The sequence below is a fragment of the Listeria monocytogenes genome (assembly GCF_900187225.1).
GTDB classification, from domain to species: domain Bacteria; phylum Bacillota; class Bacilli; order Lactobacillales; family Listeriaceae; genus Listeria; species Listeria monocytogenes.
Map to the genome: position 1 here is coordinate 198,119 of NZ_LT906436.1, position 22,010 is coordinate 220,128.

Below are 22,010 nucleotides of genomic sequence, written 5' to 3' on the forward strand. Positions count from 1 at the left end.
TTTATTTAGATGTTAAAATTGAAATAGAGTTAGTATATGGTTCCGAGGTTGCTCGGAGATATACTAACCCTTTTTTGTAGGAATAATATATGTTAGTTGAATTTATTGTTTTTTATGATGTTTTTAATTGTTTGTTTTTCGGGGAAGTCCATGATTAGTATGCCTAATCCTCGAACTTTTTCCGATGTTAAGTTGAGTACGAATTGCTCTACTTTGTTGTTTAATGCTGCAGCATACTGACGAGGTGTGAATGTTAATGAAGTGGCGCTAATATGGTTAAGAAAAAGTTTATTGTCCGCTTTGGAAGCTTGATAAGCAGTCTGGACAATCTCTTTGAATTTTGTTTTCACACTCGGACCATTGTAGTCATCTTGAATTACTTGGTTAGGTGCGCCGAACTGCATGCCGAATTTGCGTGAGTTAATGACTAATGGCTTTTTTGTGTGGTTCTCTGAAAGTAATAATATTTTTCCGCGGACATCTTTTAATGTAGGGATTTTATTGCTCGTGTCAGTTCTGGGAGTAGTGTAAAAATAATCTTTATAAATGTTGATTAGTGGTTGGATCCGATAATCAAAACTATCGTTGCTGTTTTGCTCGTCTTTTAAACGCATAATAATGGTTTCTTTTGGATTTTTCTTTAAAAATTGAGTAATCGTTTCTAATACACCTGAAAGTGATGCATTTAAATAAATTGGCCCATGGTAAATTTTGAGATTGTCCTTTGCTCTAATATCGATGTACCGTATTCCTGCTTCTAATTGTTGATACAATGACATCGTTTGCGTTTGAGCCAGTGGTTTGGTTAATGTCCACGTCATGTCTCCGTTATAGCTCATCGTATCGTGTGTACCTGGTATAGAGAGCGCTGCTAGGTTTGTTGTGTCAGGTAGAGCGGACATCCATTGTTTTGTAGTTACAGAGTTCTTTATTGGCTTATTCCAGTTATTAAGCGAATATGCTTTCCCGCCTAATGGGAAAGTAAAAAAGCATAAAATAAAACAGAGTACTAAAACTAATGTGCGTCGTAAATAAATCTTATACAAAATGGCCCCCTCCTTTGATTAGTATATTCCTATCTTAAAGTTACTTTTATGTGGAGGCATTAACATTTGTTAATGACGTCAAAAGGATAGCAAGACTAGAATAAAGCTATAAAGCAAGCATATAATATTGCGTTTCATCTTTAGAAGCGAATTTCGCCAATATTATAATTATCAAAAGAGAGGGGTGGCAAACGGTATTTGGCATTATTAGGTTAAAAAATGTAGAAGGAGAGTGAAACCCATGAAAAAAATAATGCTAGTTTTTATTACACTTATATTAGTTAGTCTACCAATTGCGCAACAAACTGAAGCAAAGGATGCATCTGCATTCAATAAAGAAAATTCAATTTCATCCATGGCACCACCAGCATCTCCGCCTGCAAGTCCTAAGACGCCAATCGAAAAGAAACACGCGGATGAAATCGATAAGTATATACAAGGATTGGATTACAATAAAAACAATGTATTAGTATACCACGGAGATGCAGTGACAAATGTGCCGCCAAGAAAAGGTTACAAAGATGGAAATGAATATATTGTTGTGGAGAAAAAGAAGAAATCCATCAATCAAAATAATGCAGACATTCAAGTTGTGAATGCAATTTCGAGCCTAACCTATCCAGGTGCTCTCGTAAAAGCGAATTCGGAATTAGTAGAAAATCAACCAGATGTTCTCCCTGTAAAACGTGATTCATTAACACTCAGCATTGATTTGCCAGGTATGACTAATCAAGACAATAAAATAGTTGTAAAAAATGCCACTAAATCAAACGTTAACAACGCAGTAAATACATTAGTGGAAAGATGGAATGAAAAATATGCTCAAGCTTATCCAAATGTAAGTGCAAAAATTGATTATGATGACGAAATGGCTTACAGTGAATCACAATTAATTGCGAAATTTGGTACAGCATTTAAAGCTGTAAATAATAGCTTGAATGTAAACTTCGGCGCAATCAGTGAAGGGAAAATGCAAGAAGAAGTCATTAGTTTTAAACAAATTTACTATAAACGTGAATGTTAATGAACCTACAAGACCTTCCAGATTTTTCGGCAAAGCTGTTACTAAAGAGCAGTTGCAAGCGCTTGGAGTGAATGCAGAAAATCCTCCTGCATATATCTCAAGTGTGGCGTATGGCCGTCAAGTTTATTTGAAATTATCAACTAATTCCCATAGTACTAAAGTAAAAGCTGCTTTTGATGCTGCCGTAAGCGGAAAATCTGTCTCAGGTGATGTAGAACTAACAAATATCATCAAAAATTCTTCCTTCAAAGCCGTAATTTACGGAGGTTCCGCAAAAGATGAAGTTCAAATCATCGACGGCAACCTCGGAGACTTACGCGATATTTTGAAAAAAGGCGCTACTTTTAATCGAGAAACACCAGGAGTTCCCATTGCTTATACAACAAACTTCCTAAAAGACAATGAATTAGCTGTTATTAAAAACAACTCAGAATATATTGAAACAACTTCAAAAGCTTATACAGATGGAAAAATTAACATCGATCACTCTGGAGGATACGTTGCTCAATTCAACATTTCTTGGGATGAAGTAAATTATGATCCTGAAGGTAACGAAATTGTTCAACATAAAAACTGGAGCGAAAACAATAAAAGCAAGCTAGCTCATTTCACATCGTCCATCTATTTGCCTGGTAACGCGAGAAATATTAATGTTTACGCTAAAGAATGCACTGGTTTAGCTTGGGAATGGTGGAGAACGGTAATTGATGACCGGAACTTACCACTTGTGAAAAATAGAAATATCTCCATCTGGGGCACCACGCTTTATCCGAAATATAGTAATAAAGTAGATAATCCAATCGAATAATTGTAAAAGTAATAAAAAATTAAGAATAAAACCGCTTAACACACACGAAAAAATAAGCTTGTTTTGCACTCTTCGTAAATTATTTTATGAAGAATGTAGAAACAGGCTTATTTTTTAATTTTTTTAGAAGAATTAACAAATGTAAAAGAATATCTGACTGTTTATCCATATAATATAAGCATATCCCAAAGTTTAAGCCACCTATAGTTTCTACTGCAAAACGTATAATTTAGTTCCCACATATACTAAAAAACGTGTCCTTAACTCTCTCTGTCAGATTAGTTGTAGGTGGCTTAAACTTAGTTTTACGAATTAAAAAGGAGCGGTGAAATGAAAAGTAAACTTATTTGTATCATCATGGTAATAGCTTTTCAGGCTCATTTCACTATGACGGTAAAAGCAGATTCTGTCGGGGAAGAAAAACTTCAAAATAATACACAAGCCAAAAAGACCCCTGCTGATTTAAAAGCTTTGCCAGATTCCTGCGAAGCAAAAGATTTTTATAAAAATTTTAAAATTCTTGATATGACAAAAGATAAGCTAGGCGTTACGCATTATACGCTCGCGCTAAGTTCTGGTGGTTACTTGACCGATAATGATGAAATCAAGGTCCACGTCACACCGGATAATAAAATCACTTTCATAAATGGAGATTTGCAGCAAGGACAGCTTAGGATTACTAATCAAATAAAAATTACAGAAAAAAATGCTATCGAAAAAGCATTTGAAGCCATCGGTCAGAGTGAAGCTCATGTGAAAAGTTATGTCGGAAACCCAGTGAAAGAAAAAGAAATCATCCTCAATTCCAGAACAAAACGCTTAGTTTATAATATAAAATTAATTTTTGCTGAGCCGGAAGTTGCGAGTTGGATTGTTCAAGTGGACGCAGAAACCGGCGCAATTTTAAAAAAGCAAAATATGCTTTCCGAGGTAGAACGGGCTGATACCCACAAAGATTTTCAAGCGCTTGGTAAAGGAGCCAACCGATTGCTCCAGAGGCCACTACATGTCATGAAAATTAATGACCTATTTTACTTAGTGGATAGAACTCATAAAGGACTCATAAGAACTTTTGATTTAAAACATAATACCGACACTTCGTTTGGGAAAGTGGTATCAAATAAAACGAATATGTTTACGGATCCAGAATTTAGTTCCGCAGTGGATGCTCATTTTTACGCAAGTGAAGTGTACGAATACTATAAAAATGTCCACCAACTAGAGAGTCTAGATGGTAAAGGTGGAGAAATTGATTCGTTTGTCCATTATGGCTTGAATTGCAATAATGCCTTTTGGGATGGCCAAGAAATTCTTTATGGAGATGGGGACAAAAAGAATTTCAAACCATTTTCATGCGCCAAAACTATTGTTGGTCATGAACTAACGCATGCAGTTATCCAGTATTCGGCGGGATTGGAATACGAAGGGCAATCAGGTGCGCTAAACGAGTCGTTCGCCGATGTTTTTGGTTATTTTATTGCGCCAAATCATTGGTTGATTGGTGAGGATGTCTGTGTGCGTGGGTCGCGAGATGGGCGAATAAGAAGCATTAAAGATCCTGACAAATATAATCAAGCGGCTCATATGAAGGATTACGAATCGCTTCCAATCACAGAGGAAGGCGACTGGGGCGGAGTTCATTATAATAGTGGTATCCCGAATAAAGCAGCCTATAATACTATCACTAAACTTGGAAAAGAAAAAACAGAACAGCTTTATTTTCGCGCCTTAAAGTACTATTTAACGAAAAAATCCCAGTTTACCGATGCGAAAAAAGCGCTTCAACAAGCAGCGAAAGATTTATATGGTGAAGATGCTTCTAAAAAAGTTGCTGAAGCTTGGGAAGCAGTTGGGGTTAACTGATTAACAAATGTTAGAGAAAAATTAATTCTCCAAGTGATATTCTTAAAATAATTCATGAATATTTTTTCTTATATTAGCTAATTAAGAAGATAATTAACTGCTAATCCAATTTTTAACGGAATAAATTAGTGAAAATGAAGGCCGAATTTTCCTTGTTCTAAAAAGGTTGTATTAGCGTATCACGAGGAGGGAGTATAAGTGGGATTAAATAGATTTATGCGTGCGATGATGGTAGTTTTCATTACTGCCAACTGCATTACGATTAACCCCGACATAATATTTGCAGCGACAGATAGCGAAGATTCCAGTCTAAACACAGATGAATGGGAAGAAGAAAAAACAGAAGAGCAGCCAAGCGAGGTAAATACGGGACCAAGATACGAAACTGCACGTGAAGTAAGTTCACGTGATATTGAGGAACTAGAAAAATCGAATAAAGTGAAAAATACGAACAAAGCAGACCTAATAGCAATGTTGAAAGCAAAAGCAGAGAAAGGTCCGAATAACAATAATAACAACGGTGAGCAAACAGGAAATGTGGCTATAAATGAAGAGGCTTCAGGAGTCGACCGACCAACTCTGCAAGTGGAGCGTCGTCATCCAGGTCTGTCATCGGATAGCGCAGCGGAAATTAAAAAAAGAAGAAAAGCCATAGCGTCGTCGGATAGTGAGCTTGAAAGCCTTACTTATCCAGATAAACCAACAAAAGCAAATAAGAGAAAAGTGGCGAAAGAGTCAGTTGTGGATGCTTCTGAAAGTGACTTAGATTCTAGCATGCAGTCAGCAGACGAGTCTACACCACAACCTTTAAAAGCAAATCAAAAACCATTTTTCCCTAAAGTATTTAAAAAAATAAAAGATGCGGGGAAATGGGTACGTGATAAAATCGACGAAAATCCTGAAGTAAAGAAAGCGATTGTTGATAAAAGTGCAGGGTTAATTGACCAATTATTAACCAAAAAGAAAAGTGAAGAGGTAAATGCTTCGGACTTCCCGCCACCACCTACGGATGAAGAGTTAAGACTTGCTTTGCCAGAGACACCGATGCAATGCTCCTACTCCATCGGAACCGAGCTCATTCGAATTTCCGCCGCCACCTACGGATGAAGAGTTAAGACTTGCTTTGCCAGAGACGCCAATGCTTCTTGGTTTTAATGCTCCTGCTACATCGGAACCGAGCTCATTCGAATTTCCACCGCCTCCAACAGAAGATGAACTAGAAATTATGCGGGAAACAGCACCTTCGCTAGATTCTAGTTTTACAAGCGGGGATTTAGCTAGTTTGAGAAGTGCTATTAATCGCCATAGCGAAAATTTCTCTGATTTCCCACCAATCCCAACAGAAGAAGAGTTGAACGGGAGAGGCGGTAGACCAACATCTGAAGAATTTAGTTCGCTGAATAGTGGTGATTTTACAGATGACGAAAACAGCGAGACAACAGAAGAAGAAATTGATCGCCTAGCTGATTTAAGAGATAGAGGAACAGGAAAACACTCAAGAAATGCGGGTTTTTTACCATTAAATCCATTTATTAGTAGCCCTGTTCCTTCATTAACTCCAAAGGTACCGAAAATAAGCGCGCCGGCTCTGATAAGTGACATAACTAAAAAAGCGCCATTTAAGAATCCATCACAGCCATTAAATGTGTTTAATAAAAAAACTACAACGAAAACAGTGACTAAAAAACCAACCCCTGTAAAGACCGCACCAAAGCTAGCAGAACTTCCTGCCACAAAACCACAAGAAACCGTACTTAGGGAAAATAAAACACCCTTTATAGAAAAACAAGCAGAAACAAACAAGCAGTCAATTAATATGCCGAGCCTACCAGTAATCCAAAAAGAAGCTACAGAGAGCGATAAAGAGGAAATGAAACCACAAACCGAGGAAAAAATGGTAGAGGAAAGCGAATCAGCTAATAACGCAAACGGAAAAAATCGTTCTGCTGGCATTGAAGAAGGAAAACTAATTGCTAAAAGTGCAGAAGACGAAAAAGCGAAGGAAGAACCAGGGAACCATACGACGTTAATTCTTGCAATGTTAGCTATTGGCGTGTTCTCTTTAGGGGCGTTTATCAAAATTATTCAATTAAGAAAAAATAATTAAAAACACAGAACGAAAGAAAAAAGTGAGGTGAATGATATGAAATTCAAAAATGTGGTTCTAGGTATGTGCTTGACCGCAAGTGTTCTAGTCTTTCCGGTAACGATAAAAGCAAATGCCTGTTGTGATGAATACTTACAAACACCCGCAGCTCCGCATGATATTGACAGCAAATTACCACATAAACTTAGTTGGTCCGCGGATAACCCGACAAATACTGACGTAAATACGCACTATTGGCTTTTTAAACAAGCGGAAAAAATACTAGCTAAAGATGTAAATCATATGCGAGCTAATTTAATGAATGAACTTAAAAAATTCGATAAACAAATAGCTCAAGGAATATATGATGCGGATCATAAAAATCCATATTATGATACTAGTACATTTTTATCTCATTTTTATAATCCTGATAGAGATAATACTTATTTGCCGGGTTTTGCTAATGCGAAAATAACAGGAGCAAAGTATTTCAATCAATCGGTGACTGATTACCGAGAAGGGAAATTTGACACAGCGTTTTATAAATTAGGCCTAGCAATCCATTATTATACGGATATTAGTCAACCTATGCACGCCAATAATTTTACCGCAATATCATACCCTCCAGGCTACCACTGTGCATATGAAAATTACGTAGATACCATTAAACACAATTATCAAGCAACGGAAGACATGGTAGCAAAAAGATTTTGCTCAGATGACGTGAAAGACTGGCTCTATGAAAATGCGAAAAGGGCGAAAGCGGACTACCCGAAAATAGTCAATGCGAAAACTAAAAAATCATATTTAGTAGGAAATTCCGAATGGAAAAAGGATACAGTGGAACCTACTGGAGCTAGACTAAGAGATTCACAGCAAACTTTGGCAGGTTTTTTAGAATTTTGGTCTAAAAAAACAAATGAATAACAATATTTAGGAATACATTCTTATCCACTCGTTAGCGGGTGGATATATTTTATGGGGAGGAAGTAAGCCAAATGTATATAAAAGGGAGGTTAATCTTTTTCTTTGTAATGTTTGTAATCGCGCTATGTTCCGTATTAATATTGCTTATAATAAAAATAAGCGTATGGAAAGATGAACCATTTCATTTAAGCGATGCAAAGGAGATTGAGTGTCTTGGAAGTTGTGAAATAAAAAATACTAATCAAAAAATCCATTTCTTCTCCATAAAAGAGAATTTGTTTGAGGAAAAGGGTGATATAGCTGGAATTTTAAATGAAGACGAACAAAAAGTTGCTGATAAGTCCATTTTTATTGTTATTTTGGATGATGAAAAAGGGATTGCGAACGAAGAGTAAAGTTACGATGAGTTGTGACTTTTTCGTGTCAATCAAAAAAGTATTGTTGGGAAATGTTCACAAAATATCTATTGCAATAGTGCGGTTTGTTAGGTAGTCTTGAATAGTTAAAAAACAATATAGGAGGAACATCTATGAAAATGCTTAAAAAGGGTACCGCAGTTCTATTTGTAATGATCATGGCAGTTATGTTAGTCGCGTGTGGGGATAAAGAAGAAACGAAAACTTACACACTTTCCCAAAATGGTGTTGATTCTAAATTAACATACACATATAAGGGAGACAAAGTTACTAAACAAACAGCTGAAAATACAATGTCATATGCTTCGTTAGGTGTGGCTTCAAAAGAAGACGCTGAAAAAATGCTTAAAGCAACAAGCGATAAATTCCAAGGTATTGATGGTTTAAAAGAAAAGATTGAATATAAAGATGATAAAGCTATTGAAACACTAGAAGTAGATTACACTAAAATCTCTTCGGAAGATATGAACAAAATCCCTGGTATGTCTTCAAATGGTGATACTTCTAAAGGGATTAGCATGGAGGAATCTGCAAAAATGCTAGAATCCCAAGGCTATAAAGAAGTTTCAAAATAAATTTGCAATAAAAAAGAAGTATCCGATTCATTTGGATACTTCTTTTTTATTTAATAATCTTGCGCTTCGATGACAACAGCTGTACCAGATGCAGTGACCATTAGCATTCCGTTATCAGCTCCAAGCACTTCATAATCAATATCAACACCGATAACGGCATTTGCGCCAATATCTTTCGCACGTTGTTCCATTTCACGAATTGCTTCCTCGCGAGCATTAATAAGTTCATCTTCATAGCCTTGCGAACGGCCCCCGAAGAAATTTCGAAGTCCAGCCCCAATATCTTTCATAAAGTTAACGCCAGTGATGACTTCGCCGAAAACGATTTTTTTATATTCGATAATTTGTTTGCCTTCAATATTTGGTGAAGTTGTTACAATCATGAGTTATCCCTCCAGTTTTTCTTTTATCATACCTCTTAGTACTTTTTCTAGTCAAAGGATATCCGGTTATTTCGTACGATTTCGCGCTTTTTCTATATAAGAAATAGCATCTGGAACTTTACAAGCTGTATTTCCAAGGTTTACATGAACTTTCCCGACTGATTTCGCGGCTTCCATCGCTTTTTCGTGCAAATCGTCTTTGTAAATTCCACAAGTGATAATAAAACCGTTCATTGAATAGCGGGTTCTATTGGTTTCTGTTTGCAGCGTTTCTTTCGCGCGTTGAAGTAATGTCTCTGCTTCAGGCAAATTGTTAATATGTTCGCTGTAAATCTGCCAGCCCATGGATTTAGTTAAATCATAATCACTTTCAATCCATGTTTTGGCGAAAAGGAGTGCATCATCACGTTTGCTTACAATCGATGCTAGTCCAAAAGTTAGTTGTGACCATGTTTCGCGAAAAGCGATATTCCATTTTTCGATTTGTTCGGTGGTTATTTTGTTTGGATTAATTGCTAGCAAACCGAGATAAATCAAGTCACTATTATTTGATTCAATCAGTTTTACGGCGAGTTCGTGATTTTTTGTCAGTTTTTCTCGGCGGATGATTTTCTTTAAATCACCAATTTTTAGTCCGTAAAGATCTAATGAATCCGGACAACCGTGATTACGAAAAATTTTGATCGTATTGGGGTTTTCTAAGGCTTGTAGCTCGGTGTCAAGTTGGTCAAAAGTAATCATACGCGTCACTCCTCTCGAATAAAGTAAGTATAACAAAAAAAGCATGCGAAGGCGCATGCTTTAGGATTTAAGAATATTAGTCTATTTGTTTCATTGCGTCGTCTAGAACTTTTTTAAGTGTATCTGCGGAGTTTTTCATTTGTTCTTTTTCTTTGTCATTTAAGTTCATTTCAACAATATGGCGAACGCCTTGACGGTTAACGACTGCTGGTGCACCTATATAAATATCGTTCATACCGTAATGGCCATCTAAATAAACAGAAAGTGGCAAAATCGCATTTTCGTTATTTAGAATTGCTTTTGTAATACGAGCAAGAGCTGCAGCAACGCCGTAGAATGTAGCGCCTTTTTTATTAATAATTTCATAAGCTGCATCACGAACACTTACGAAAATAGTATCCATTGCACCTTGTTCATCTTCGCTAATCCATTCAGTAATTGGAAGGCCGCCGACAATTGTGTGGCTCCATGCTGGGAATTCTGTATCGCCGTGTTCGCCAAGGATGTAACCATGGACGTTACGAGCATCTACTTTTAGATAGTCAGCAATTGACATACGGAAACGTGCTGTATCAAGGCTTGTTCCAGAACCGATAACACGTTCTTTTGGAAGACCTGAGAATTTCCATGTAGCGTAAGTTAAGATGTCTACTGGGTTAGAAGCGATTAAGAAGATACCATCAAATCCGCTTGCCATAACTTCATCCACGATACCTTTCATGATTTTGATATTACGATTTACTAGATCTAAACGAGTTTCACCAGGTTTTTGAGCAGTACCGGCAGTTACAACAACTAGGTCCGCATCGTGGCAGTCGCTATAATTTGCTGAGTAGATTTTCTTCGGTGTAGAAAATGGAACGGCATGGCTTAAATCCATTGCATCCCCAATTGTTCTGTCTTTATCTATGTCAATAATGCCGAATTCTTGTCCAATGCTTAAATTTACACAAGCAAATGCGTAACTAGAACCAACTGCTCCGTCGCCAACTAAAATAATTTTTTGATGATCTTTCATTTCGAATTCCTCCTATAAAAAATCTATTTACTAGTACAGTATACCATGTATTTTTCATTTGTGAAGCGTTGAACGTCCTAAATTTAAAAAAGTTGTTATAATGAATTTGTGAAAACGCTATAGTACATTTTGGAAGCGTCCACATTAGCGAGTAACCGCTATTTTCTGTTTACCTTTTATTGAGAATTATAAACCTTACAAAACAAAATAAGGCTATTCCTTTGTTTTGCTATTTTTCTAAAGGGTAGATATAATGTAGATGTACCAAAATTGAATGAGTGGAGTGATTTTTTATGGCAACAACATTAGAGGTCCAGAAAAGAGAAACAACGCAACATTCAGAAGTAACGAGATTGCGTAGTGAAGGAAAAGTACCTGGAATTATTTATGGCTACAAATCGGAAAATGTTCCAGTTTCCGTTGATTCTTTGGAATTAATCAAAGCAGTTCGTGACAATGGTCGTAACGCCGTATTTTCAGTTACTGTGGACGGCAAGAAATTAAACGTTTTATTACATGAATATCAAGTGGACCCGTTAAAGGATGTTTTAGTACATGTTGATTTACTAGCGGTTGATATGAATGAAGAAGTTGAGACAGATGTTCGTGTGGTATTAGTTGGGGATGCACCGGGAGTTAAAGCTGGCGGCGTACTACAACAAATTATCCATGATGTAAAAGTTTCAGCAACACCAGAAAAATTACCAGAAACAATTGAATTAGACATTTCTTCATTAGAAATCGGTGATGTTTTAACAACGAACGACCTTCCGGAAAACAAAGATTATGTTGTGCAAGCTGAAGAAGAAGAAACGGTAGTAACTGTATCTGCTCCTCGTGCTGAAGAAGAACCAACGACTACGGAAGCACCTGAACCAGAAGCTGTACATGGTAAAGATGAAGAACCTGTTGAATAAATTCTAATAAATAAGGATGGAAGATTCGCATTTGTTTGCGATATCTTCCATTTTTTTTGTTATAATAGTTTCGAGAAGGAGGCGTTTATATGCTTGATAAGTCAGTACCACATATTTCTGTTATTATGGTGAATCACGATGCTACAAATTATCCAGAGTTTCATTTACCTGCGGGATATTCTTTTTGCTTTTATAAAGATGGGTTGGAAGAAGACTGGTGTAGATTGCAATTAGAAACAGGACAAGTGCTTTCAATGGATAGTATTCGCGCTCGTTTTGAAACGGAATTTGGAAATGAAAAAGAAAAATTAACCAAGCGCTGCATCTTTGTAAAGGCCCCAAATGGAGAAATTATTGGAACGGCTATGCTTTGGGACGGAAATACATTTGGCAAAATGGAAAGCCGGATTCACTGGGTTGCAGTTCTTGACTCCCACGGCGGAAAAGGTATCGCAAAAGCTTTATTATCCAAAATTCTCGGCTTGAATAAAAGCAAATTTTTCTATTTAACAACGCAAACAGGTAGCTACCAAGCCATCTATTTATATCGGAAATTCGGTTTTGAAAAATACGTCGGAAAAACACCGGAAAATTGGAAAACAGTCAATTTTCAAGAGGAAAAGGAAACAGCCTGGCAAATTATCGAAAATAAAATTGCCGAACACCAAGCCTAGTTGGAAAACTTTCAACCAAGTGAAATCCATGTTATAATCAAAAAAACATCGAAACAAAAACCAGTTCATTCGTGAAGTGGTTTCGTTCATGTAAGGAGAAGCTTTTATGAAATTAATAGCAGGACTCGGAAATCCGGGCAAAAAATACGAACGTACCCGACATAATGTCGGTTTTGTGGTAGTTGACGAGCTAAGTTTTCGTCACCAAACCCCTTGGAAGAAATCAAAATTTAATGGTATGACAAGCGAAATTATCGTCGGCGGTGAAAAAATGATTTTAGTTAAACCGCTCACTTTTATGAATGCTTCAGGTGAGTGCATTCGTCCGCTCATGGATTACTACAACATACCAATTGAAGATGTTGTGATTGTGTATGATGATCTTGATTTACCAGTTGGGAAAATTAGATTACGCCAAAAAGGTAGCGCTGGCGGACACAATGGGATGAAATCAATTATCCAACACGTTAAAACACAAGAGTTTAATCGTATTCGTGTTGGTGTTAGTCGTCCCTTAAAAGGAGAAGTAATTAATTATGTCTTAGGAGATTTTCCTAAAGCAGAACAACCTGATATTATCGCAGCAATTCAAAAAAGTGCTGATGCCATCGAAGACTTTGCACAGACACCATTTATAGAAGTTATGAACAAATACAATCAAAAATAGACAATGACGACGCGTGGCAATCTTTTTGCCACGTATTTCGGTCTTTCTTCGGACGCATGATTTACTCTTGTGTTACATAGAATGAATTTTCTGACAAAAAGGAGCTGTTTTCCCTTGAAAGGATTACAACAATTAATATATGAACAAAAAGATATTCGGGCGGTCTTAAATGCGCTGGATGAAAAAGAAAAAGCACAACTTGTCACAGGGCTCACAGGTTCTTCGCGTGCATTATTTGCAAGCGTGGTAGAAGGTGCGTCAAAGCGTCCGGTTGTATTTGTCACGCATAATTTATACCACGCACAAAAATTATATGACGATTTACTTTCTTTAATGGATGTCGATCGACTGTTTTTATATCCAGCTGATGAATTAATTTCTTCTGAGTTGAGTATTTCTAGCCCAGAACTTCGTGGTCAGCGTGTGGAAGCACTTGACTTCTTGCTATTCGGGAAACCGGGGATTGTTATCGTCCCAGTAGCTGGGTTAAGAAAAATGCTTCCGCCAGTATCGCTTTGGAAACATTTCAACATATCCATTGTAGAAGGTGAAGAAATTGATCCAGATGTACTGCGTCAAAAATTAGTTACAATGGGATACACGATGAGTGGAATGGTAAATACTCCTGGAGAATTCAGTGTTCGCGGCGGAATTATTGATATTTATCCAATTACCGAAGAGTTTCCAATTAGAATAGAACTTTTTGACACCGAAGTGGATTCTCTTCGTTTCTTTGATGTGGAAACGCAGCGCTCGACAACACGCGTGGAAGAATTTCGCCTGCTACCTGCAACTGAAATCATTTTAGATCAAAGCTATTACCCGGATATCGTCAAGCGCTTAGAAAAGAAAATGATGCTTACTTTAAATGAACTAAAAGAACAGGAAGATAAGCAAGCGCTCATTGAAAATTTAGAAGAAGACCTTGAAATGCTTCGTTCTGGCGTGAAACCAGACATGTTCTTTAAATATATCGGTCTGGCGTATCCGGACCCAGCCTCGCTTTTTGATTATTTACCAAAAAACACGGCAATTTTGCTGGATGAGTTTGGGCGGATTTTGGAAACAGAAGAAAGCTTGGAGCGAGAAGAAGCGGAGTGGCAAACGGAAACATTAAGTCGAATGGAAACAGTTCGCGACGTGCAAGTAAGCCATTCTTTCAAAAAATTATTAGAAGGAAATCACTCGCCAAAAATATACCTATCACTTTTCCAAAAACAAATGGCGAGCATGCGCGTTTCTAAAACAACCAACATCGTCTATAAACAAATGCAACAATTTCACGGTCAAATGAATGTGTTAAAAACTGAGCTGGAAAGTTGGCATAAGAACAATTATGCGGTTGTTATATTAGCTCCAAACTTAGAACGCGCAGAAAAAATGCAACAAACTTTGACTGACTACGATATGGAAAGTACGATTTTGAAAAAAGAATCGGATGTGCCGAAATATGGAATGGTTCAATTTGTCATCGGAACGTTCCAGAATGGTTTTGAACTTCCGCTTGCCAAAGTAGCGATTATAAGTGAAACTGAACTGTTCAATAAAAAAATCAAAAAGGTGAAGAAAAGACAAAAACTCTCAAATGCAGAACGAATTCAAAGTTATTCTGAGTTAAAAGTAGGCGACTACGTAGTTCACGTTAACCATGGTATCGCTCGCTATGTCGGCATGGAAACGCTAGATATCAACGGCGTGCATAAGGATTATTTGCTACTTGTTTACCAAGGGGAGGATAAACTATTTATCCCTGTTGACCAACTTGACTTAGTCCAAAAATATGTTGGGGCAGAAGGTAAATCACCAAGATTAAACAAACTCGGCGGGGCTGAATGGAAACGAGTGAAGAAAAAAGTACAAGCTTCCGTCCAAGATATCGCAGACGATTTAATCAAACTATACGCCGAACGTGAAGCTGAAAAAGGCTATGCGTTTAGCGCAGATGATGAAATGCAGCGCGAATTTGAAGAAGCTTTTCCGTATCAAGAAACCGAAGATCAACTGCGCTCAATTTCAGAAATCAAAAAAGATATGGAACGGCCGCGCCCGATGGATCGTCTGTTGGTTGGAGATGTTGGTTACGGAAAAACCGAAGTGGCTTTGCGAGCTGCTTTCAAAGCGATTATGGATGGCAAACAAGTCGCTTTCTTAGTTCCGACCACCATTTTAGCGCAACAACATTTTGAAACAATGAAAGAACGTTTCCAAGGCTTTCCAATAGAGATTGGACTTTTAAGCCGTTTTCGCACGAAAAAACAACAAACAGAAACATTAAAAGGCATGAAAAACGGCACAGTTGATGTTGTTGTTGGTACCCATCGTTTGCTATCAAAAGATGTGGAATATCAAGATTTAGGTTTATTGATTGTCGATGAAGAGCAACGATTCGGCGTAACTCACAAAGAAAAAATCAAACAAATGCGTTCCAAAATAGACGTATTAACACTTACTGCAACACCGATTCCAAGAACTTTACACATGTCCATGCTCGGCGTTCGTGACCTCTCTGTTATCGAAACTCCGCCAGCGAACCGTTTTCCAGTGCAAACATATGTGGCGGAGCAGAATAACGTTTTAGTTCGAGAAGCAATTGAACGTGAACTAGCGCGCGACGGACAAGTTTATTATCTATATAATCGAGTGGAATCCATTACGCAAAAAGCAGATGAAATTTCTGCGATGGTTCCTGATGCTAGGGTTGCCACTGCGCACGGACAGATGGGTGAATCGGAATTAGAGTCTGTTATTTTAAGTTTCCTTGAAGGGGAATTCGATGTACTTGTAACGACGACCATCATTGAAACCGGCGTAGACATTCCAAACGTTAATACACTCTTTGTTCAAGATGCTGATCGGATGGGTCTTTCACAACTTTATCAGTTGCGCGGACGAGTAGGACGTTGGAACAGAATCGCCTACGCTTATTTCATGTATCAAAAAGATAAAATATTGCGTGAGGAAGCGGAGAAACGCTTATCGGCTATTAAGGAATTCACTGAATTAGGTTCAGGTTTCAAAATAGCGATGCGTGACTTATCTATTCGTGGTGCCGGTAATATCCTCGGAGCGCAACAACATGGCTTTATCGATTCAGTCGGGTTTGATCTCTACTCGCAAATGCTTAAGGAAGCAATTGAGGCGAAAAAGCCAAAAGAAGAACAAAAACAAATTGTCCCTGTTGAAATTGATATCCAAGCAGACGCCTATATTCCGGAATATTATATCACTGACGGACGCCAAAAAATCGAGATGTACAAACGTTTCCGCAATATTGAAACGTTAAGCGAACTCGAAGATTTACAAAGCGATATGATTGACCGTTTTGGTGAATATCCGGAAGAAGTAGAATATCTATTCACAATGACAGAACTCAAAGTCCATGCGCTCGAAGTTGGTATTGAGTCTGTTAAACAAGAACAAAATAAAATTACCATGCTATTTTCAGAAAGTGGAACAGCAGGCATTCGCGGAGATATCGTCATGCAAATCATTGGTGAATTTGGTCGAATGGTCGGCGTGGGTATGGAAGGAACACAACTAAAAATCACGATAAACGTCCAAAATAAACCTTTAAAAGAATGGTTATACCAAGTCAAAAGTTTGGCTGAAAAACTTCGCGGAGCTATGAAAGAAAAAGCATCTACAGAAAATTGATAGGTTATTAAGAAGGAAGGAGGTGGCGGAGTGTCAGAACGTTCCATGAAGCGACTAATGAAAGGAGCGGCTTGGCTAACCGCGGCCTCTCTTATTTCTAAAATACTTAGTGCAATTTACCGAGTACCCTTTCAAAATATGGTGGGGGATGTAGGGTTTTATATTTTCCAACAAGTATATCCGATATACGGAATTGCAATGACACTCGCACTCGGAGGGTTCCCAGTTGTTATTTCTAAAATGTTAGCGGAGGCAGAAGGTGATGTAAGACGACAACAAATAATTATGCGCGCAGTCTCACGGATGCTCCGAATCGTAAGTATTGTGATTTTCGCCTTTTTATTCCTATTTGCCAACCTGATTGCCATCATGATGGGGGACCCAGCTTTATCTGAATTAATTCGGGTCATCAGTTTCGTATTTTTACTTATGCCGCAGCTTGCTTTTATGCGTGGCTTTTTCCAAGGAGAAGGAGACATGATTCCGACCGCAATCTCGCAAACAGTCGAACAAATTATTCGAGTAGCGATTATTTTGATAGGTGCGGGCCTTGCACTTCATTTTAACTTTGATTTATATGATGCAGGTTCAATGGCGATGAGTGGTGCCTTTTTCGGTGGGGTTTCAGGAATTTTCATTTTGCGTCATTTTTATAATAAAAAGGTAAGGCTCGGGGAAGGGATTCAACCAGCTGTATTTACAAATAAAGAAGAAAAAGTAGGTATTGGCCGCACCTTCTTGCGGCAAAGTGTTGCAATTTGTGTAGTTAGCTCCATGCTTATTTTATTCCAATTAGTTGATTCCTTCCAAGTATATCGTTTAATGAGTGACTCAGGGATTCCGGATTTCATCGCTAAGTCGCTAAAAGGGGTATACGACCGCGGACAGCCAATCTTGCAATTAGGTTTAGTCATCTCAACTGGACTTGCGCTCGCGCTTGTCCCAATGATTACTGCCGCGAGAGTTCAAGGTCAACAAAAAGAACTAAAACGCTCCGTGCTATTGGCGATTAAGATTACGTTAATTTTGTCAGGTGCAGAAACAATTGGACTCATAGTTATTATGCGCCCGCTAAACCAAATGCTTTTCCAAACGCCAGACGGCACATTCGTTTTACAATTATTTATGCCAGCTGTTTTCCTGAGCTCACTAATCATCATGTTAAGCAGTATTTTACAAGGCTTCGGAAAAATTGCTGTACCCGCAGTTGGCGTTGGAATTGGACTTATTGTAAAATGGGTAACAGGGGGCATTCTTATTCCGAGACTTGCGACAGTGGGTGCATCCGTTTCGACGTGTGTTGGCTTACTTGTAATCCTCCTCATTTGTTACGTATCACTAAAACAAACAATCCGCGTGCCTTTCGTTGAAAAAACAATGTTGTTCAGGCTAGTTGCCGCTTTAGTACTAATGGCTGTATTCCCATGCTTATTCGAATGGTTAGCGCCACTCGACACAAGACTCGGTAGTGCATTCCAAGCAATTGTTAGTGCACTAGTGGGTGGCGGGATTTTCCTTGTTTTTGCACTAAGATATAAATTACTCGGTCCAAAAGATTTTGTTTTCCTTCCGTTTGGTTCCAAATTATTAGCACTAAGTAAGCTTGTTGCACGGAAATAATTAATATAAAGTAGGTGAATAAAATGGCTACAACCATGCGATTAGATAAATATTTAAAAGTATCTCGACTAATTAAAAGACGTACAGTAGCAAAAGAAGTAGCAGAAAAAGGACGCATTGCGGTAAACGGAGTAACAGCGAAACCAGGAACCAATGTAAAATCTGGAGATGAACTAGTTATTCGCTTTGGCCCTAAAATCGTTACAGCGAAAATCGAACGTCTAGAAGAAAATGCGAAAAAAGAACAAGCGACTGAAATGTATACGATTATTAAAGAAGAACGCACAGACGAAAGTAGATAAAGAAAAATCGTTTGAAATGGCACTGATTAGCCGATTTCAAACGATTTTTTATTGAACAAGAAAACTTGCAAACAATTTTTTGTCAAAAAGTCAAGAAAAATATCATAAAATTAGCGGATTCCAATAGACAAATGCCTGATTTATTGATATCATTTTAAGCAAGAAACGTTTTTTTCTCTACCGAAAATCATAGACAATAAGCAAATAAGAACATGGGAGGGACGATGTATGAAAAAAGCCAAATCAAAAGTGGCGAGAATAGAAAATCGCTACATAAAAGATACTGCAACAATGAAAAAAACTCGTAGTCGTCGCCGCATTGCCCTGTTCCGTAGACTTGCTTTTATGGCTATTATCTTTGCTGTGGTGGGTGGACTATTAACCATCACGTACACTAAACAAGTGTTGACGCTCAAAGAGAAAAAAGAAAAGCAAGTGCAAGTGGATAAGAAAATGGTTGCAATGAAGGACGAACAAGACTCGCTAAATGAGCAAATCAAGAAACTTCACAATGATGATTACATAGCTAAATTAGCAAGGAGTGAATATTACCTGTCCAAAGACGGAGAAATTATTTTTAATATTCCAGAAGAGAATTCGAAACAAAAAGAGTAAGTCAGAGCCGAGCCGTCATTCTCCATGGTAAAATCAAAGGGAAATAGAGTTGAGTATTTTGGGAGTTTGTAAGTTTGACTGTTTGACACTCTTTTTATTATAGCTATAATTAAGCAATAGAGTGATATTTTAAGGAGGACGCATTTTTTTATGTCGATCGAAGTAGGCAACAAGTTACAAGGGAAAGTTACTGGGATTACTAATTTTGGAGCATTTGTGGAGCTAGAAGGTGGCAAAACAGGTTTAGTCCATATTAGTGAGGTAGCAGATAACTATGTTAAAGACATTAATGACATCTTAACTGTAGGGGATGAAGTTACTGTTAAAGTAATGAATATTGGTGATGATGGTAAGATTGGTCTGTCCATTCGTAAAGCAGTAGATCGTCCGGACCGTCCAGAGAAAAGTTACGATCGTAAACCAAAATACAACAAAAAACCTGCTGGGAACTATGTGAAACCAGCCGAGAGCTTTGAAGATATAATGTCTAAATTCTTGAAAGATAGTGATGAAAGACTCACTACTATCAAACGCCAAACAGAATCTAAACGTGGCGGCCGAGGAGCAAAACGCGGCTAATACGCTAAAATTAATTGTAAAGTAGATGCACCGTATTGGATCATTAATACGGTGCACTTTTTAATAAAAAATGTGAGAGCCGAATTTCGAAGGAAGGTTTTCTTGAATGGATGACACCGAAAAACGAGTACATAAGTATATCGAGAAACATGATTTAATCCGATCCGATGATAAATTGCTTGTGGCAGTTTCTGGCGGTCCGGATTCTTTGGCGTTACTGCATTTTTTATGGAATTCAGATTTAGTCCCAAAAGAAGCAATTTCCGTCGCGCATTTAAATCACCAATTAAGAGAGAATGCAGCAAAAGAACAACGCGTCGTCGAAACTTTTTGCGAGAGGCAGGGCATTCCTTTTTACATAGAAGAAGTAGACATAAAAAGTCGAGCCCAAAGCTTGCAGAAAGGCCTTGAAGAAACAGCTCGCATTGTCAGGTATGATTTCTTTGAGAAAGTAATGACTGAGAAAAACATAAACAAACTAGTGCTCGCGCACCATGCAGATGACCAAATCGAAACAATCTTAATGCGACTAGTTCGCGGAAGTGCTAGCATCGGATGGTCAGGTATACAGCCGAAGCGCGAGTTAAAAGGAGGGCAAGCAATCCGTCCTTTTTTACCAATTACAAAAGCAGAAATTATTGATTACGCCCAGAAACATGAATTAGCATACGAAATTGATGAATCAAATACTAGTCAAGAATACACAAGAAATCGTTACAGAGCACAACTTTTACCATTTTTAAAGCAAGAAAATCCAGCAGTCTATTCGCACTTCGAAAGATTTTCAGAAGAAACAAGCGAAGACTTCCAATTTTTGGAGGCACTTGCGAGTGATTTATTGAAGAAAAACCTCATCAAAAACGGCAAACAGACAACACTTTTACTTAGTAGCTTTAAAAATGAAGCGAATCCTTTACAACGCCGCGCAATTCATTTACTATTGAGATATCTGTACAATGAAGATGCCAGTTTTATTACGGTAAATCACATATATCAGATTATCCAAATGATTCAAAGCGACAATCCATCTAGTTCGATTGATTTACCAAATAAACTCATTGCAAACAGAGCATACGATAAACTCCATTTTCAATTTGGAGAAAGAGAAGCTCCTTCCGAGTTTTATCATCAATTAGAACTGAATGACCGCATTGAATTAGATAATAAAGCAAGTATCCGTTTAAAGTTAAAGAGTTCCGTTGTTCAAACAAATGGGCTAAATGGAATGCTACTGGATGCTGAAGAGATAATACTTCCTTTAATTGTTCGAAACCGTGTGAACGGCGACAGGATGACGATGAAAGGACAAGCAGGTAGTAAGAAACTCAAAGATATTTTCATCGATGCCAAGATACCAAGGCAAGAACGCGACAAACTCCCTGTGATAACGGACTATACTGGAAAAATCCTTTGGGTTCCCGGTGTGAAGAAGTCTGCATATGACCGAGAATTTAGTCGTAGCAAAAAGCAATACATTATTAGGTACACTCGAAATATAGGAGGAAACGAGAGCATGCATAATGATATTCAGAAAGTGCTGATATCGGAGGACGAATTACAAGAGAAAATTCGTGAACTAGGTCGTGAGTTAACAACAGAATATGAAGGACGTAACCCATTAGTAGTTGGGGTATTAAAAGGTGCAACTCCTTTTATGACTGATTTACTTAAAAGAGTAGACACATACTTAGAAATGGACTTCATGGACGTATCCAGTTATGGAAATGGTACTGTATCATCGGGTGAAGTAAAAATCATTAAAGACCTTAATGCGTCAGTAGAAGGTCGCGATGTACTTGTAATTGAAGATATCATTGATAGCGGACGTACACTTAGTTATCTAGTAGACCTAATCAAATACCGCAAAGCAAAATCAGTTAAGTTGGTTACTTTACTTGATAAACCAGCTGGGCGAAATGTAGAAATTGAAGCGGATTATGTAGGCTTTGTCGTACCAAATGAATTCGTCGTTGGATATGGTTTGGATTATGCAGAACGTTACCGCAATCTACCATATATTGGTATTTTAAAACCAGAAATTTACAGCGAGTGAAATTAATTAACAAACAGAACTATATTTTGTTAAAATGTAATA

At 37.7% G+C, this 22,010-nt stretch carries 17 protein-coding genes and 2 pseudogenes; 15 read left to right on the top strand and 4 right to left on the bottom strand.

Annotated elements, in window-relative coordinates; all coding sequences use genetic code 11:
• Positions 1-92: 92 nt before the first annotated feature.
• Positions 93-1,046, bottom strand: coding sequence for a phosphatidylinositol-specific phospholipase C (gene plcA / locus CKV70_RS00960; protein ID WP_014600409.1), 954 nt, complete (start codon positions 1,044-1,046; stop codon positions 93-95).
• A gap of 241 nt (positions 1,047-1,287) precedes the next feature.
• Between plcA and hly the strand changes: the two are divergent.
• The 6 genes and pseudogenes from hly (at position 1,288) to CKV70_RS00995 (ending at position 8,745) form a co-directional block, all read left to right on the top strand.
• A pseudogene (gene hly, locus CKV70_RS00965) lies at positions 1,288-2,878 on the top strand (cholesterol-dependent cytolysin listeriolysin O).
• Between the two features lie 330 nt (positions 2,879-3,208).
• A complete protein-coding gene (gene mpl / locus CKV70_RS00970; protein WP_003722732.1) occupies positions 3,209-4,741 on the top strand; it encodes a zinc metalloproteinase Mpl in 1,533 nt (510 codons plus the stop codon).
• A 198-nt stretch (positions 4,742-4,939) separates the two neighbouring features.
• Positions 4,940-6,848, top strand: a pseudogene (gene actA / locus CKV70_RS00975) (actin assembly-inducing protein ActA).
• A gap of 36 nt (positions 6,849-6,884) precedes the next feature.
• Positions 6,885-7,754 (top strand): phosphatidylcholine phospholipase C, encoded by an 870-nt coding sequence (plcB, locus tag CKV70_RS00980; RefSeq protein ID WP_014930805.1) that lies wholly within the window; start codon positions 6,885-6,887, stop codon positions 7,752-7,754.
• Positions 7,755-7,825: 71 nt separating this feature from the next.
• Positions 7,826-8,149 (top strand): nucleomodulin OrfX, encoded by a 324-nt coding sequence (gene orfX, locus CKV70_RS00985; protein WP_003722735.1) that lies wholly within the window; start codon positions 7,826-7,828, stop codon positions 8,147-8,149.
• A 134-nt stretch (positions 8,150-8,283) separates the two neighbouring features.
• Positions 8,284-8,745 (top strand): YehR family lipoprotein, encoded by a 462-nt coding sequence (locus CKV70_RS00995; RefSeq protein WP_003722736.1) that lies wholly within the window; start codon positions 8,284-8,286, stop codon positions 8,743-8,745.
• Positions 8,746-8,795: 50 nt separating this feature from the next.
• Here the strand turns inward: CKV70_RS00995 and CKV70_RS01000 are convergent, their stop codons facing one another.
• From CKV70_RS01000 to CKV70_RS01010, 3 genes are all read right to left on the bottom strand, one after another.
• Complete coding sequence (locus CKV70_RS01000) at positions 8,796-9,128, bottom strand: putative heavy metal-binding protein (protein WP_003725735.1); 333 nt, start codon at positions 9,126-9,128, stop codon at positions 8,796-8,798.
• Positions 9,129-9,194: 66 nt separating this feature from the next.
• Entirely contained in the window at positions 9,195-9,869 is a 675-nt protein-coding gene (locus tag CKV70_RS01005; RefSeq protein ID WP_009930499.1) for a DNA alkylation repair protein, read from the bottom strand.
• 76 nt (positions 9,870-9,945) lie between these two features.
• Complete coding sequence (locus CKV70_RS01010) at positions 9,946-10,887, bottom strand: L-lactate dehydrogenase (protein WP_003743486.1); 942 nt, start codon at positions 10,885-10,887, stop codon at positions 9,946-9,948.
• A 293-nt stretch (positions 10,888-11,180) separates the two neighbouring features.
• On the opposite strand from CKV70_RS01010, the gene CKV70_RS01015 reads away from it, so the two are divergent.
• The 9 genes from CKV70_RS01015 (at position 11,181) to CKV70_RS01055 (ending at position 21,968) form a co-directional block, all read left to right on the top strand.
• Entirely contained in the window at positions 11,181-11,804 is a 624-nt protein-coding gene (locus tag CKV70_RS01015) for a 50S ribosomal protein L25/general stress protein Ctc (RefSeq protein ID WP_003722740.1), read from the top strand.
• 89 nt (positions 11,805-11,893) lie between these two features.
• The gene (locus tag CKV70_RS01020; RefSeq protein ID WP_014600413.1) at positions 11,894-12,478 is read left to right on the top strand and encodes a GNAT family N-acetyltransferase; all 585 of its coding nucleotides are present in this window, start codon (positions 11,894-11,896) and stop codon (positions 12,476-12,478) included.
• 106 nt (positions 12,479-12,584) lie between these two features.
• Complete coding sequence (pth, locus tag CKV70_RS01025; RefSeq protein WP_014600414.1) at positions 12,585-13,145, top strand: aminoacyl-tRNA hydrolase; 561 nt, start codon at positions 12,585-12,587, stop codon at positions 13,143-13,145.
• A gap of 114 nt (positions 13,146-13,259) precedes the next feature.
• Entirely contained in the window at positions 13,260-16,799 is a 3,540-nt protein-coding gene (gene mfd / locus CKV70_RS01030; RefSeq protein ID WP_014930807.1) for a transcription-repair coupling factor, read from the top strand.
• Between the two features lie 30 nt (positions 16,800-16,829).
• Positions 16,830-18,419, top strand: coding sequence for a putative polysaccharide biosynthesis protein (locus tag CKV70_RS01035; protein ID WP_003733153.1), 1,590 nt, complete (start codon positions 16,830-16,832; stop codon positions 18,417-18,419).
• A 35-nt stretch (positions 18,420-18,454) separates the two neighbouring features.
• Positions 18,455-18,721 carry an RNA-binding S4 domain-containing protein gene (locus CKV70_RS01040; protein ID WP_003740380.1) on the top strand — a complete coding sequence of 89 codons (267 nt, stop codon included), beginning with the start codon at positions 18,455-18,457 and terminating at the stop codon, positions 18,719-18,721.
• Between the two features lie 228 nt (positions 18,722-18,949).
• On the top strand, positions 18,950-19,336 hold the full coding sequence (locus CKV70_RS01045) for an FtsB family cell division protein (RefSeq protein WP_003722746.1): 387 nt from the start codon (positions 18,950-18,952) through the stop codon (positions 19,334-19,336).
• 150 nt (positions 19,337-19,486) lie between these two features.
• Positions 19,487-19,915 (top strand): S1 domain-containing RNA-binding protein, encoded by a 429-nt coding sequence (locus CKV70_RS01050; RefSeq protein WP_003723740.1) that lies wholly within the window; start codon positions 19,487-19,489, stop codon positions 19,913-19,915.
• 106 nt (positions 19,916-20,021) lie between these two features.
• A complete protein-coding gene (locus CKV70_RS01055) occupies positions 20,022-21,968 on the top strand; it encodes a bifunctional tRNA lysidine(34) synthetase TilS/hypoxanthine phosphoribosyltransferase HprT (protein WP_014600416.1) in 1,947 nt (648 codons plus the stop codon).
• Positions 21,969-22,010 lie beyond the last annotated feature (42 nt).